Raw genomic sequence first — 15741 nt, 5'->3', positions numbered from 1 at the left:
TTTTGAAAAAAGAGTCAGATCAAGCAAAGTGCTGTTTGATTTTCTCAATGATTCGTTCACAGGCATTTCCGTCTCCATAAGGGTTATGGGCATGACTCATTTTTTCGTATTCATCTTGATCGTTTAGTAAACGTTCTACAGCATTAAAAATGTTGTTTTTGTCGGTGCCGACGAGTTTTACTGTCCCAGCTTCTACGGCTTCTGGGCGTTCAGTGGTATCGCGCATAACAAGTACAGGTTTTCCTAGTGAAGGTGCTTCTTCTTGAATGCCCCCTGAGTCAGTTAAAATGATGTGAGCTTGATTCATTAAGTAAACAAATGGCAAGTAATCCTGCGGTTCGATCAGTTGCACATTGTTTACGCTCTTTAGGATTCGGTTGACAGGTTCACGAACATTTGGGTTTAGGTGTACAGGGTAGAGTACTTGTGCCTGAGGGTATTTATTTGCGATGTCGACTAACGCTTCACAGATCCTTTCAAAACCTCCGCCAAAGCTCTCTCGGCGATGGCCTGTTACGAGAATCAGTTTTTTTTCTACATCAATTTCAGGAAAAATAGCGGCTAGGGTATCTTTGAGATCTCGATTCTGTTCAAGCTTATTCTTAACCAAAAACAACGCATCGATAACCGTGTTACCAGTGATTGAAATCTGACTTTCAGCGACTCCCTCACTTATTAAGTTATTTGCAGAAGTGTCGGTTGGCGCAAAGTGAAGGGTTGCAATTGAACCTGTTAGTTTTCGGTTGCCTTCTTCTGGCCATGGAGAATAGATATTTCCAGTGCGCAGCCCCGCTTCTACATGACCCACGGCGATTTGTTGGTAGTAAGCGGCTAAACTAGCAGATAGGGTTGTTGCAGTATCTCCATGGACAAGAACGATATCCGGTTGGAATGCTTCCAATACTTCTTTCAATCCGTTGATAATGTGAGTCGTAACATCATGTAGAGATTGGCCTGGTTTCATTATGTTTAGGTCGAAATCAGGATTAATTTCAAACAAGTTTAAAACTTGATCAAGCATTTCTCTATGTTGAGCAGTGACACAGACTTTAGCCTCAATACCGTCCGCTTTTGTCAATTTGTGAACCAAAGGCGCCATTTTGATCGCTTCTGGACGAGTGCCAAAAACGGAAAGTACTTTGATAGGAGTGTTCATTGATTGTCCTTAACCTTTTTGATTTCCATATGCGTATTGCGAATATTCTGAGTAAGTGTGCGCACCTTTCTTAGGCGGAGATACTTGATTGAGCACAACACCATCAATCGTGATTTCATGCTTCGTAAACAGAGTCATGGTGTGCTTATAGACAGATTTGGTCGTACTATTTGCTTTAACAACCAATAAGATTCCTTTGGTCAATTTTCCGACAATGAATGCATCTTTTACTGGTAGGATAGGGGGAGTATCCAAGATTATTCGGTCGTATTTAGTTTCTAAGTAAGTAATGAGTTTTTCAAATGCCTTACTGCTTAAAAGTTCTTGTGGATTAGGCGCAAGCATTCCCGAACTTAAGACATCTAGGTTTGAGTCTCCCATGTTAGTAATGCAATCTTGGAGTGGCGTGTTCATAAGTAATGCATTGGTTAAGCCAGGTTGGCTATTCGAGAGACCGAAACGCTCACCTATCGATGGACGTCTTAAATCACAATCGATAATCAATACTTTTTCTAGGCGCGCGAAAGACTGGGCAAGGCTAATTACGGTTGTTGTTTTACCTTCTCCCGGCACTGCTGAAGAGATCGCAAGTAACTTACGCTGAGCTCTTGGTAAACTTAAGTATAACGAGGTACGGATAGAGTCGACGCACTCCTGAAAACCAGAAAATTTGCTATCACGAAAAACATTTGAATCAATAGGGGTCTTTTTATAACGTTTATCAGTAATGATAGGGATCGTGCCCGTTGGTAATAATCCAAGTTTATTTTCAAAGTCACGAGCAGTTGAAAGGGTGTTGTTAAATGCGTCTAAGCAAATAACGGCCACAATAGCAAAACTAAGGCTAGCTAAGAATGCGAGCACTACAATGAGTTTTCGATTTGGCTTATTTGGATTCTCTGGAATTAATGCATAGTCACTAAAACGCGCGTTAGCTGAGCTAAAATCACCTGTTGCAGAGGTTTCTTTTTGTCGTGTTAAAAATAGGTCATAAAGTTTGGCATTACTATCGACTTCACGCTTGAGTGAGTCATATTCACTTTTTACAACACTAAGCGCTTGGAATTCTTCTTTTTTATTAACAAGTTCTGCTTGGAGTAACTGTTCTTGTTCTCTAGCACTAACCAGTTCTTTTTCTACACCATTAATAAGCTTGTGTATCAAGCGATTTGCTCGGTTTTGAATAGATTCCAATTGCGCATGAGCTTGGATCATTTTGTCGTGCTTAGGACCATAACGCTTGGATAGCTCACTGACTTCTTTTTCCGCCCTTGATTCGGCTAAGCGAATATCTCGAATTTGAGGATGATTGGATATCAATGAATTAGAGCCAAGAGACGTCAAGTTTTTATTGTTCTGTAATGCGTTGAAAAGTGCTTGCGCTTCGATACGTTTTTCAGTTGCCTCTGCGATGCGGTTCGTCAAGTTTGATAGTTCTGAGCTTGTCAAAGCTACGATCCCACTATCATCGATAAGTTCTTGCTGTTGTAAGAAACTGAGTAGCGCTTGTTCCGATGCATCGAGTTTTTGTTTTAGTTCGGTAAGTCTTTGGTTTATCCAGCCAGTCGCTTGCTCTGTAGCAATCAATTTAGATTCCAAATTGTTTTCGATAAACGCTAAGCCAACTGCATTTGCTATCTCTGCCGCGAGTTTTGGATCTTCGGACACAAAAGAGATGTGTACCAATTGTGTTTTTCTTATCGGAGAGATCGTTAAACGAGACTTAAATGCTTTTAGCACCCCTAGGTTTATTTTCTTTTGTTCAGACGCAAGGTCGCGTTCGGGTTCTTGATCATTATTGAAGTAAGGTGCGACTAGCGGATGAGCAAGCAGTTCACTTTTTAGCTTCTCAATTGGGTTAGGCTGTTTGACGATTAGTCTTGGATTAAACTCTGCTATTTCACTGAGTTGTAATTTATCAATGACTCGTTGAGCTACTTGGTTGGATTTTAGTATTTCAAATTGTGTGAGGTAGTATTCTTTTGCTCGAGTATCGATTCCCACAACTTCTTCAATAGAAATTGCATTTTGCTGGGAGGATTCAATCAGCAGTGTGGCAGTCGCTTTATAAGTGGGCGTAATGGATAGTGCAACTAAAACGGCAATAGTTGAACATAGCAGCGTGAATAGGGAAATAGATAACCAACGCTTTTTAATTAGGTGTACATAGTATCCAAAATCAATAAGCTGATCTTGTTGTATAGTGTTTTTCTTTGGGGTTTCCAACATCATTCAATCCGTTGTTATTGCGAGGTCTACGGGGTTAGAAAAAGCTTTGCTCGATAACGATGATGTCTCCAGGGGAAACAGTCGATGAGAGTTTTACTTTGTTTTTCAATTCGTCTTTGCCTGCTTGCGCGATGTAGACTTTGCTTCTCGATGCTCGGTCAGTAAAACCTCCGGCAAGAGCGATGGCTTTATCAACCGTTAGTCCCGGTTGATACTCATATCCGCCCGGTTTTTTTACTTCACCATTGACATAAATGCTTCTAAAACCAACGATGCTGACGCGCACTTTTGGCGAGATGAGATAATCTCCGATAAGTCCACGAGTAATTTCAGTTTTGAGTTGTTCTGTTGTTTTGTTAATCGCGGACAATTGCCCTAAATATGGATAATCGAATTTACCGCCGTTATCGATATAGAGCTCATCGATTGAGAGGTCTTCTTCACCGTAAACAACAATTTGAATTTTATCTCCTGCGCCGATGGTGTAATTATTTTCCAAAGCCAAGGCGTTAAAAGGGACGGTTAAGAGCAAGAGTAAAAATGTACCGAAAGTGAAAATTTGAGCCATTGAGAAATCCAGTTCTTACTAGGTTAAAAAATAAAATTGGTCGACAAGTACCAAACGTTTTGTGTGTAAGTATTTGACTCAAATGAGGAGCTATTGTCTTCGTACTGCCAGCCAGCTTGGATTTCTGCGTAGTCTCTTAGCTGATATCCAAAGACAAGTGTGCTCTCCAGTAAGTCGTCGGTGCGTTTGCTTTCGGAATAGTCTTCTTTGATAAAGTTTAAGCCAATCCTGCTATAGAAATGAGTCATCCAATAATGCTGCCACGCAATATCAAAGCGAGTTTTATCAATGTAGTTTGTTCCTTGCTGTGGGTCTTCGGCACGCTGAGAGGCTGACACATAAACGGCTGAATAGCTCAGAGGTTTCCAGTTGAAGTTGAGATCCCAGCTAAAACCGGTGAAGTCTTTTTTTCCCGAATAATCATAGTCTTTGTTTTGCAAGCCTAAACGTAACATTCCGGTTGTTTTGCCTGTGACATTCCATTTAGAACCGATCAAATAGTAGGCGTCTACGTTATCTTGTGATTGTCCGGTTTTTGGGTCACCAAGTTTGTATCTACGATCAGTAAGGTTAATGTCGAAAAGCAATTCTGTAGCTGGTCTTAAATCATAATAAAAGGCGATAGCGCCGCCGAAGTCTCGGTAATCTTTGTACTTTGTGCTTAAAGTTGAAAATTCAGGTGATGCGATATTTCGATAGTTATTGTAAGTCTTGCTTTGGTACTTTAGTGTGGTTTCAAGGCGTCCCTTTGCTTCTTCTGCACCATAAATGTAAGTTGTGTTAACGTTGTGGAGATCGTATTCAACGGGCTCTTTAGCAATGGTAGAGAGAGTGTCGCCAGCTAAAATGCCCGTTCCTCGTTCCTCGTGTAAGTTTAAGTACGAATAGTTAAATCTAATACCAGAGCGTCTGTTGATTTTCACGAAGTTGTTTGTTGTGAATCTATGATCTAAATAATCATCATCGTCACTGTCACTGTAGGTTCCTGAAATAAGCTGATAGGCGACTTTGTATTGATTGCCATTGCGATCTGAATCTAAAACTATTCCAGGCTTAATAACGAGCACATTTGATGTGATAGGTTGCTCGGCTTTTGAATAGCGACCAACGTTGTCGTTACGTTCAAGTTTTATATCAAAGAGTGGGGTGATCTTTATCCCGGACTCAGTGATGTATCCGTGACTTTCACTCGCAATCACGGCACTGCTTGTACCAATTATCGCTAATGTAATTAGCGTCTTGTTGAGAGGGGACACTACTACTCCTTCAGTACGCCGTTTTTCCGGTAAAGCCTTTGAAAACCGTCATGAAAATGATCTTTATGTCTAGCCAGGTTGACCATGACTGTATGTACTTCAAATCAAACTCAACACGTTTTTGCATTTTATCTAAAGTGTCGGTTTCACCTCGGTAGCCATTAACTTGAGCGAGTCCTGTGATACCTGGTTTCACTTTATGGCGCAGCATGTAGCGCTCTACGAGACTGCGATACTCTTCATTGTGTGCAACCGCGTGAGGACGAGGACCAACGATAGACATTCGACCTTGAAGAACGTTAAAGAACTGCGGTAGCTCATCAAGAGACGTTCGACGTATAAATGCACCAAAAGGCGTTATTCTTGGATCATTTTTCGTTGCCTGCTTGACTACTTTTCCGTTATCCATCGCACTCATAGAACGGAATTTCCAAACTTTGATTCGGCGTCCATCTAGTCCGTAACGGTATTGCTTGAATATAACCGGACCAGGTGAAGATAGTTTAACTCCGATCGCTACACCAATAAGGATTGGGCTAATCAAAAGAATAATTAAGCTAGAAAGCAAAATGTCTTGTATTCTTTTTATCCAACTGTTTGTGCCATAAAAAGGGGTGTCATGAATACTGACAGTCGGAATGTTACCTATTGTGCTCAGCCTTGACTGCATAAGGTTGTAAATAAAAAAATCTGGGATTAGATAGGTATTCGCTGTGGTGTCAGAAAAGGAATCTAGATATTGTTTTATCCGTTCGCTCGCTTTCATAGGCATGGAGATATAAATGTGTTGGATTGTGCCTCTTTTAGCAAGTTTTAGTGCTGATGGTACTTTACCTCTAAAGGGAACCGGCAAATTTTCAAGATTTAAGCGGTCTTTTTCACGGTCATCGTAAAAACCAACCACTTTAACTCCTAACTCTGGGTGGTTATTAAGTTCATTTGCGAGTTTAATACCATTTTCTGTGACTCCAACAATAACGGCATCTTTGCGGTTATATCCGTAGTCACGCAGCGTTTTTAGGGTTTGCTTCGCAAAATAGCGCCAAGTAATTAACATGATTGGCGTTAAAAGTAACCATGATGTTGATACCACTCTAGAGTAATTTTCGCTTGTCTTGGTAAAAAAGGCGAGTAATACAAGAGCCATAAAAGTAAATAACCAAGCTTTGCCAATGGTAATGGCCTCGTCTTTGAATCTGAAAACACGCCAAGAACGATAAAGCTCATTGCTTTCAGCGATTAATAAGTAAAACAGAATCGCATAGCTGGCAGATAAAAGGCTTTTTTGGTCAAACGTGTGTGTGTATAAGGTAGATACTAAATAAAGAGTCAATAGTATTACGAGAGAGTCTATTGTCCTGTAGAGAACATGTAAAGCACCATAGTTACTATGTAATTTAAGAGAGGTGTCCATATTTTAAGCCCGAGATAGTATGCCAGTGACTGTTGGTTAGATCATTTTTTTTACGCTACCGCCCTTGAGTTTCGGCCCCCAAACTGCCATCGAGTTTATCCAGTCATCCTTGTTGCTGAGTTTTTTAATATTTAAGTGCTATAAACTTATGGTTAGGTATTGAGATATTACTCTTTTCCTAAAACCAAAGTCTGATTGCAAAATTGGATTTTTAGTCTACTTTCAAAATGCCCATATTCAATAGCTAATTTCGTTGAGTTGTTTTATTTCATAATAAATACTCGACGCAAATCACTCATTCTTATATTTGAGATATTTTGCACTCAATTACATTAATCGGGATAAATTATGTTTTTATTCAACAAGTGTTAATTATTTATGTAAGTATATTTCTTGGTCGCTTTGTCTTATTTTTGATAACCTCTATATTATTCTTCTTGATGTGTTGATTTAATTTAATTGTTGTTTTATGTGAATTGTTAAATATTTACGGTATGGTAAATGTGATTTTTGGTTGAAGTAAAAATAATTATACCTCTAGTTTCTCCCCAAAATAATTAATATTAGGTTGGTATTTATATGTCAATAGCGAGATATATGTCCAATTATTCGCCTATATGTGTCAAATTTATGAGAATATTATAGTTATATTTTGTTGTCACAAATAAAGGTTAGCAACTATCCCGTCAATAGCAGAGTGATTTTAGAAAGTTAATTTGTATGTTTTTTGAACACTCTGTGCGCGGGAGAAGTCATAGAGCTCGATGACAGAACTGTCATGTCAGAGGTTGAGAAGTATTAAAGATTCGAGATAATTGCGTGATCCTTAGCTTATACCTCAGATTGTTCAAGTCGATATGTACTCAGACACTAGCGAACAAGAGAGGTCGGATGCGTTATGACATAGTTTTAGCTGTGTATGTTTACGCTGATTTTGGTTAAGCAAGATAAGAAGAAAGGTATTTAGGTTTTTGTTTATAAAACAAATTATCGGAAAATGTGTTAGAGAGTTAGAGAGTTAGAGAGTTAGAGAGTTAGAGAGTTAGAGAGTTAGAGAGTTAGAGAGTTAGAGAGTTAGAGAGTTGGAGCGGGCAGCGGGAATCGAACCCGCATCATCAGCTTGGAAGGATCCGCTGAACGGGGATAGAGTGAGCGAACTTCAGTTTATTCATTATTTATCAACTATTTAAGATATATCATTGCTTCGGGTTGATAGCCAAATAAGACCATGCAATCTACATTTGGGCTCCAAAATACGAATTTGAAAATAGTGAAAAATTCACCATTTTCAAATTCGTATGCAGAGTATGGCGCACGCAATTCATTAGACAAACTGATTAATAGCTATTCCGAAACTCACCTTCATTTTTATCATCAAGGTAACCCCCTCTGCATGTGATCGCTAGGCTATTATAGCTGATTCATTTGCCTTCTCATTGGTATTGGTTTTGTGAATTAATTAAATTTATTTATGGCCAAGATCAATGAATCATGACTCATATGCCAGGTCAGACCAGTTCTATCTATAATTAGTATGTGCTTCATATGACTAGGAGGTTTATATGAGACTTTTAACTCTGACCGCGATAGCAATATCTATAGCACTTATCGGTGGCTGCAATAGCAATGATGATGAAAATAGTACGACCACACCAGAGGTGAAGTATGGGGTGTTTGTCGATAGCCCAGTTGAAGGGCTCGATTTTGAAACAGAGACACGCTCGGGGACCACTGATGCAAATGGGACATTCGAATATTTAGAAGGAGAGACCATCGTTTTTTCTCTTGGAGGAACGGTATTTCCGGCAGTGGCGGGTAGCAATGAAATTACGCCAATGACACTTTACGGAACTAACGATGCAAGTACACCATCAGTATTGAATACTCTGATGCTTCTACAATCTCTGGACAGTGATGGTGATCCTGAAAATGGTATTGCAATATCTGAAGAAATGAAGAACTCGTTAGCCTCTATTAATCTTGATCCCATGGCCGATAGCTTTAATGAGGATGCATCTTCTGCATTAGCAGAATTTGGAGTAGAGCTTATTTCATCAGATCAAGCCTTAAATCATTTCATCGATGGCAAACCATATCAAGATGCGGACTTAATCGGAAAATGGTTTTCGATTACCGCGACCCTGCCAGTACGAACAAGCCAAAGTCCTATTGATGTCATGGATAACGACTATTCATTGAGTATTACGGATAGAGAAGGGTACACAGTCGACATAAGTCACGAGAGTGAGAATGTTATCGATTCTAGCCCCGTGTGGTTAAGTATCAACACTGAAGGCGGAATTTTAGTAAAAGAGACTGAAAACGAGGTTGCGGCTCTTACAGCAGCAATGCTGAGTGCAGGAAAAAATGCAATTACGTATGTGTCACTGGATGGCAATGAAGGTGACGATCCTGAAAGTGAATTTGGCTTGAGGATTAAACTCGCAGATGAATATCAGCAAAGCGATTTGACCGGGGCTTGGTATAGCTTTGGCATGGAGCTTCCTAAAAAAGGGCAAGCAGGCCAACCGGATTTACCAATGGTATACGTAGACAAACTTGTCGTTAATTCTGAGGGACTGGCTACCCTCACAGAATTTTCTGTAGCGAATCCTGAAAGTGATGAGCTAAAAGTGTCCGTAAATGCAGATGGAAATATCACCATTGTAGATAGAGTCGTTGTTGGTAGTGCACAAGACCAAAACAATGATGGATGGCCTGATGAAGTGTCGAAACAATGGGCCTATCTTGGTAATACGAAAGACGTTTTGTTGTTAGCTGATGATGATATTACTGAATGGGGCTTTGTCATCGTACTCAAACAATCTCCTCAACCTCAACTAAGTGACTATGCTGGTACTTGGCTTCTTAATTCGGTCGAGTTGCCTCAAGAAGGAAATTTGGATGCCAACAAATTTGCATTTCACATAGATAAACTTGTTTTCGATACAGAAGGTAATGTTAAAGGTGATCATATCAGTGATACAGGTGAAATGGGGGATGGTGCGTGGACAACTAAAGTCGGACTAAATGACGATGGGTTGCTCATCGAAGTGGATGAAATAGCGGCAGTTGACGAGTTTGATTACTGCGCCATTAACCTCAGCCATGATTTGTTCGTATGTGCAAATAATAATATGCAAGATGGTGTGGAAGTAGGGCAGGGTTTCGCTATTGGTGTAAAAGTATTAAGCGCTGAATAGAGTTGTCGCTGAAAGTTCTTGTGGTGCAACATATTGCGATGCACGGAGGATATTGCGCTTCAAGAAATAAAATAGCCCCGACCAATTGTGTTGGGGTTATCACTTATTTTAGTATTTCTAAAATACGCAAACATGAGCATGCTTGTTTATTCGGTTTCTTGCCGAAACAATCCCTGAAATGTAAGACTAGAACGCAGATACGGATCAAATCATCCATAGTTCTGAGCGCAGTTTGTTAGTCCACACGGTTGCTATTATTAAAGCAGTAAACAAAATTATTACACGGCTTTTTAGGTTAAACAGTGTCTATCAAGTCGGTGGCTATTCAGTGAGAAAATTATTTTTGAGATTAATAATGATTAAGTGTCACTTATCGACCCTGATGGGAGCGAGGCGTTTAAAAATTTCAGATGTTGTTCGGGAATCTGGAATTAACAGAAATACGATTACCCGCTTGTATCATGAAACAAATAACCGAATTGACTTTGATACGCTAGAAAGGTTGTGTCGCTATTTGGGCTGTGAGATTTCAGATTTGTTAGAGATTGTTGATGATGGGAGCAAGGAAAGCGATGTTAGTTGATTAGTTTTAGTTGTGTTGAGCTAGTGATTTTGAATAGTTAGTTGCGGCGAGAAAAAATTCTGAGTGAGGACGCATGGTCTCTATTTGGTCCCTCTATGGTCCCCAAATGAGTCATGAAACCAAAAAGATACGAGAAATTGATGTTCAAAATTAAAATGAAATTCGCTAACAATTTGAAAATTATAGGTTCTTTAAGAAAAAATAGCGAGAAGATTTGGAGCGGGCAGCGGGAATCGAACCCGCATCATCAGCTTGGAAGGCTGAGGTAATAGCCATTATACGATGCCCGCGCATCGATAGGACAACGTCACTATGCCACATATATTGAAAAAGAAAAGTCTTTTTTGATCAATCGGTTATTTAGTGTTCGTTTCTGGCGAATTGTTGAGGATTGCTTGTCTTTGATCACATTTTTCTATTATTCAATGGCCGATTTTTTAGTTTGCGTTGGTCGTTTTGTTGAACACGAAGCGTTCATAGGCGAAACTAAATCTTGAAATGATTTAATTTTTTTCGCTTTAACATCGCTCGTCGCACGTAGAATCAAACGATGAAACTAATAAGGATAATAGTATGTGGAAAAATTTTTTGGCAGCAAGCTTAGTAATGATTGTAGCTGCTTGTACGACAGTCACAACGGATGTTGATCAACAAGCAGACTTCTCAGCCTATAAAACGTTTGATTTTGGTCCCCAAAGTGACGTGCCTACAAGTCTAGATGCAAGACGTATAGAACAGGGTATCGCTGATCAACTCGAAGCAAATGGCTTATCAAGGGTTAAGAGTGGCGGTGATCTCTATGTTCATCATGACATCATTAAAGAAACCGAACTTGTTTCAACAGGTTCGACGTTTAGTGTTGGTTATGGTTGGAATAGCTTTGCGGTCGCAAAATCTAGCCCAGAGCGATACCGTGAGCGTAAATACGGAAAGTTGGTTATTGAGTTAGTTGACACCAAAGTAAATCAAGTTGTGTGGAAAGGGATATCTAAGAAAAAGCTGACTGAATCCATGAGTACGCAAAAACGTGAAGAACTTATCTCGGAAGAAGTGACTAAAATGTTCGCTAATTATCCATACGGCAATAAATAGTGATATACCCAGACAGTTTCGCTTAACCAAGTTAGTCTCACTCAACAAAGCATCTTGAGGTCACTTGGGTATAGACAGAAATACCAATCAACTAGATATACCCTTAAATCTGGATAAATATCCGGCGTTTGAGGGTATACCAGCTTTCAATAAAGACTTTTTTATTCTCGATTGAGAATTTAAATTGCAAAATACTGCACTTGGAGTTACAACAGCACATCGTTGTGTTTTAGGTGAATGTTGTGCGTTCTTATCTCGCTGGTGTGCTAGTACTATTGGTTGCACTAATGGCTTTTGAGTTAAGTCAGGCGCGTCTATCTTCAAATTCTCTGCACACTGCCAGTATCGCCCCATCCCTTGTAAATGCGCCCTCAATCGAGGAGCAACCTGTATTGCCAAAACGTAAGATGAAAGCAAGTCTGCTTAGTCGCAATGCATTACGAGTGAATCATAAAAACAACGGCCATTATTTTGATAAAGCGACAGCGTTTGAGGCGTATGGCGTTGTTAAATCGATTGAGATGGTGAAATGGTTTGGAACGCAAGCCAGTGTGCCATTTCGATATGACTCTTTCCCTCAATCTCGCTATAGAGTGGTTGGCGGAAAAGAATCGAACCTTATCTACCGCTTTATACATGCCAAGTAACTTATAGCACTCTTGTTTCGGTACTTTGCAATGATGTTTAGGAGTTCTTCATGTTTGATTCAATTATTCAAGTCTTACTTGCGTTGTGGCATCAAGACTTTACAGCCTTGATGGCGCCAGGTAGTGCTGGTCTTATTTATTTTGTAGTTGCAGCACTTATCTTTTTAGAAAGTGGTTTTATACCAGCTGCACCATTCCCATGTGACAGCGTTGTTGTGTTATCTGGCACGTTGGCGGCGGTAGGGGTACTTGATCCCGTTATTATTATGTTAGTGATTGTCATCAGTGCTGCAATGGGGAGCTGGGCAGCGTACTTACAGGGTAAGTGGCTTAACCGTCTACCGAAAGTTCAAAGTTGGGTGAATGCTGTACCTAAAAAACGGTTGGATCAAGTCGATGTGCTATTAGGTAAACATGGATTGATTGCGCTATTTTGTGCGCGTTTCATTCCGGTCGTGCGTTCTCTTCTTCCGTTGATGATGGGACTTCGTGTTAACCGCGTAGGAAAATTCCACTACTTCGCTTGGCTAAGTGCCATCCTTTGGACGTTACTATTATGTGGATTCGGATTGTTACTGCCGTTACTGCCGGAAAAAATTAATAAAATCGTAACTATGGGTTTGATGGCTGCGCCAGTGATAACATTGACGATTGCGGTAGCGAGCTTCATCTTAGTTAAAGTACGTAAGGCTTGGAACAAGTCGAAAACGACTCCGGAACTGCCTCAGTAATGAGGATTATGTAGGTTTCACATTCTACAACAAAAGAGGCGCATTTTTTGCGCCTCTTTTGTTTGTATTGGGGTGATGTTAGGCACTTGCGTAAATGACACTACCACCTTTTATCGTATCAATGATCTGACGAGACAATTTCTGCGGTAGTGCAGGGCATCCCCAACTGCGACCTAAGTAACCATTTTTCTTGATAAAAGATGGGTTAGCGTAATTTGCGCCGTGGACGACAATATATCGTTCTCTTGCTTTATCGTTAACGCCGGAGGTCAAGCCGTCAAGACGCAGTGAATAGCCATTCGAACCATAATAGGTAGTATCCGTTAGAAACGTACCCAATGAGGTTTTGCGAGAGTTTATGATGTTTGAAAACTTCGTCGCTGTCTTTTTACCGCTGTTTACACCGTGGGATACATAAGTATTAAAGATCAGCTTTTTCTTATCGAGATCGACGACATAAAAGCGTTTTTCTGTCGAAGGTTTGCTGTAATCGATGATCGTCAATACGGGCTTTTTCCGATTTTCAGTTTGATTGTATGCTTGGTATGCATCACTAAACAGTTGGTAATCCAGAACGCCCTCTAAATTGGCTTCTTTATATGTTTTTTCAATAAGTTGTTGGTTGACTTTGTTACCCGAATTTTTCCCTGAATGGTGCGCAAAAGCGAGAGGAGAAAATGATAGGGATGTCCATATCAACAATAAAAATAGCTTTTTCATTTTTACTAATATAACTCTAAATATTGCAAGCTGGTTGATTGCTTCATGCACTCAGTAATACAGCATGCACATCAAACTCATTCTATTCTCTATGTTTCTTAATATGAGTCTTATCGCCTACTTTTTAAATGATAAAAGTAAGAAGCAAAACTTAATCACCTAAATGATTGAAATATAAATACATTGAGATACTAATTGATGACTTTAAATCATTCAGTATGAATATTAGCCTATTTGAGTTATTAATAAAACTATGTTTACGTGTATTTACTTTACTAGTTAGTCATAAAAACACTGTTCTATTAAGTGTGTCTCTAAAATGTCTTTTTAATTCAATGTTTTCTATATGTAATAAAAGAACATGTAAAAAATGGATACTGTGAAGTAGGTCGTAACAAAATATTACCAAGGAAGCACGCTGCTTGTTATGTCTTCTGTTGCATTGTTTAACGTTCAACAAGGTTTGCCGCGTAATTAGGAAAAGCGCTCGGGTATATACGGTTTGTAACGATGTGAGTCTGTCATCATCAGTGGTGATCTTTGCTGAGTTCCATAAGCAGTTTGCTAGTGAGGGGGGGATGGGCGTTTTCTGGCTATTTCTGTTCTTAAATCGGCATTGAACGCTATGTATTTAAACAAACCATTAGGATCGTTTATTGTGAACCTTTATAGAGTGTGTTAATCCGTTGAATAAAGATATCTATCATCACTATTCTAGTGATAATTAAATTTTTGAATGATAAATTGTATTTTTATTAATAATTAAATTTGTTCTTATCTTGTAATTTGTCTTTAATATGTATTAACCATAATAACTTTTATTATATTTGATAAGTAACGAATGATGGGTAATTATACTACAAGGCTCAAAAATTAAACTTCAGGGAAGTTTGATCTTAAATAACATTGTCATTAGCGGTGTTGTGGTACTTTTAGGATGTTCTTACTAATTAAGTAGTTGTGTAAGAAAATGTATGCGAAAGCGCCGGTAGATGAAGCACGGAAAGGTATTTGATGTTTTCGGTGGAACTTAAGGAAGAGATATGAGCCATTGTTGTGGACAATGCCGTCAATTTACTCGTCAACGAGGAAGCGCGGACATGTGCTCTGCTTGGAGCCAGCCAACCGAACCAAATAAAGAAGCCTGCGGTTATTTTATGCCCGTAGTTTCTAAAATTGAACGTCTTAAATCTCATCAGAAACATAGCATTGACTAAATAACTATCGGAATGTGATGTTTCTTTAAGCAAACAGTTCCACATACGCAAGGCAAACGTTTGCCTTGGTTTGGTATGTAGTATAATCTGCGTGGCGTCACAAATTGGTGTCGCGTATTACATATCAGGATCCTCATGTTAAAGAAATCTCTTGCTCTCTTGCTTACCGCTTACTCGCTTCCGTCTGTTGCAGGTTCTACTATCGGTATTGTTGGTGCGATGGATGTAGAAGTTGAAGCGTTATTACCAAAAATTCAAAATCAACAAGTTAAAACAATTGGTAGTCATCGTTTCTATACTGGCGAGTTAGAGGGAAAATCGGTCGTTGTGACGAAGTCTGGCGTTGGTAAGGTTAATGCAGCGATGACGACGACCTTGTTAATTGAGTCGTTTGGTGTAGAGCAGCTTATTTTTACGGGTATTGCAGGTGCCAGTGATCCTAAATTGGACCCATTGGATGTCGTGGTTTCAACTCGTCTTGTCCAGCATGATGTCGATCTAACCGCATTTAATATGCCAAAAGGTCTTTTGCCTGACTATCAGGAACGTTACTTCTACGCAGATAAAGCACTGCAAAAATACGCTTTCGATGCGGCCGTTGACACGCTTGGTAAAGAGAGTGTTTATCGAGGCATTATCGCATCTGGTGATCAGTTCATTGCGAGCAAAGTAAAGGTGACGGGTATTTACCAAGAATACAACGCGATGGCGGTAGAAATGGAAGGGGCGGCGCTAGGTCAAGTTGCTGATGCTTTTAAGGTGCCTTACGTTGTAATTCGTACTATTTCTGATAAAGCTGATGGTTCGGCTGAGATGGTTTATTCAGATTTGAAGAAAGCAACCGCAGACAATTCAGCCAATATTACACTTAACATGTTAAAGCGAATGCAATAGATAGTGTCATTGTTCGATACATCCATGTGTT

12 protein-coding genes and 1 tRNA gene are annotated in these 15741 nt (G+C 39.6%); 6 read left to right on the top strand and 7 right to left on the bottom strand.

The annotated features are described in order from the left end of the window. Positions 1-19: 19 nt before the first annotated feature. Genes wecB through KHN78_RS17200 form a run of 5 tightly spaced genes read right to left on the bottom strand, consistent with a single transcriptional unit; the run spans position 20 to position 6623 of the window. Positions 20-1156, bottom strand: coding sequence for a non-hydrolyzing UDP-N-acetylglucosamine 2-epimerase (wecB, locus tag KHN78_RS17220; protein ID WP_211917552.1), 1137 nt, complete (start codon positions 1154-1156; stop codon positions 20-22). Between the two features lie 9 nt (positions 1157-1165). Next, positions 1166-3388, bottom strand: a complete 2223-nt coding sequence (locus tag KHN78_RS17215; RefSeq protein WP_223917820.1) for a GumC family protein — start codon at positions 3386-3388, stop codon at positions 1166-1168. 31 nt (positions 3389-3419) lie between these two features. Beyond that, positions 3420-3953: a polysaccharide biosynthesis/export family protein gene (locus tag KHN78_RS17210; protein WP_211917550.1), complete on the bottom strand. Its 534-nt coding sequence runs from the start codon at positions 3951-3953 to the stop codon at positions 3420-3422. A gap of 23 nt (positions 3954-3976) precedes the next feature. Then, entirely contained in the window at positions 3977-5209 is a 1233-nt protein-coding gene (locus KHN78_RS17205) for an outer membrane beta-barrel protein (protein WP_211917548.1), read from the bottom strand. Between the two features lie 10 nt (positions 5210-5219). Beyond that, complete coding sequence (locus KHN78_RS17200) at positions 5220-6623, bottom strand: undecaprenyl-phosphate glucose phosphotransferase (RefSeq protein ID WP_211917545.1); 1404 nt, start codon at positions 6621-6623, stop codon at positions 5220-5222. A gap of 1562 nt (positions 6624-8185) precedes the next feature. Here KHN78_RS17200 and KHN78_RS17195 point away from each other — a divergent pair. Both KHN78_RS17195 and KHN78_RS17190 read left to right on the top strand, forming a co-directional pair. After that, positions 8186-9826 carry a hypothetical protein gene (locus KHN78_RS17195; RefSeq protein ID WP_211917543.1) on the top strand — a complete coding sequence of 547 codons (1641 nt, stop codon included), beginning with the start codon at positions 8186-8188 and terminating at the stop codon, positions 9824-9826. A gap of 355 nt (positions 9827-10181) precedes the next feature. Next, positions 10182-10409 (top strand): helix-turn-helix domain-containing protein, encoded by a 228-nt coding sequence (locus KHN78_RS17190; protein ID WP_211918880.1) that lies wholly within the window; start codon positions 10182-10184, stop codon positions 10407-10409. Positions 10410-10624: 215 nt separating this feature from the next. Here KHN78_RS17190 and KHN78_RS17185 read toward each other — a convergent pair. After that, positions 10625-10699: transfer RNA gene (locus KHN78_RS17185), tRNA-Gly, on the bottom strand. A 283-nt stretch (positions 10700-10982) separates the two neighbouring features. Between KHN78_RS17185 and KHN78_RS17180 the strand changes: the two genes are divergently transcribed. The 3 genes from KHN78_RS17180 (at position 10983) to KHN78_RS17170 (ending at position 12879) form a co-directional block, all read left to right on the top strand. Then, the gene (locus KHN78_RS17180) at positions 10983-11501 is read left to right on the top strand and encodes a DUF4136 domain-containing protein (RefSeq protein WP_211917542.1); all 519 of its coding nucleotides are present in this window, start codon (positions 10983-10985) and stop codon (positions 11499-11501) included. Positions 11502-11743: 242 nt separating this feature from the next. Continuing rightward, positions 11744-12148: a hypothetical protein gene (locus KHN78_RS17175; RefSeq protein ID WP_211917541.1), complete on the top strand. Its 405-nt coding sequence runs from the start codon at positions 11744-11746 to the stop codon at positions 12146-12148. A gap of 50 nt (positions 12149-12198) precedes the next feature. After that, positions 12199-12879: a DedA family protein gene (locus KHN78_RS17170; protein WP_211917539.1), complete on the top strand. Its 681-nt coding sequence runs from the start codon at positions 12199-12201 to the stop codon at positions 12877-12879. Between the two features lie 78 nt (positions 12880-12957). On the opposite strand, the gene KHN78_RS17165 is transcribed toward KHN78_RS17170, so the two are convergent. Further along, positions 12958-13599: a murein L,D-transpeptidase catalytic domain family protein gene (locus KHN78_RS17165; RefSeq protein ID WP_211917537.1), complete on the bottom strand. Its 642-nt coding sequence runs from the start codon at positions 13597-13599 to the stop codon at positions 12958-12960. Positions 13600-14951: 1352 nt separating this feature from the next. Between KHN78_RS17165 and KHN78_RS17160 the strand changes: the two genes are divergently transcribed. Further along, a complete protein-coding gene (locus tag KHN78_RS17160) occupies positions 14952-15710 on the top strand; it encodes a 5'-methylthioadenosine/adenosylhomocysteine nucleosidase (protein WP_211917535.1) in 759 nt (252 codons plus the stop codon). Positions 15711-15741: the final 31 nt, after the last annotated feature.

The sequence above is a fragment of the Vibrio sp. B1REV9 genome (assembly GCF_905175395.2).
GTDB classification, from domain to species: domain Bacteria; phylum Pseudomonadota; class Gammaproteobacteria; order Enterobacterales; family Vibrionaceae; genus Vibrio; species Vibrio alfacsensis.
Note: the sequence above shows the minus strand (reverse complement) of the source record. Positions and strands in the feature narration are given on the sequence as shown.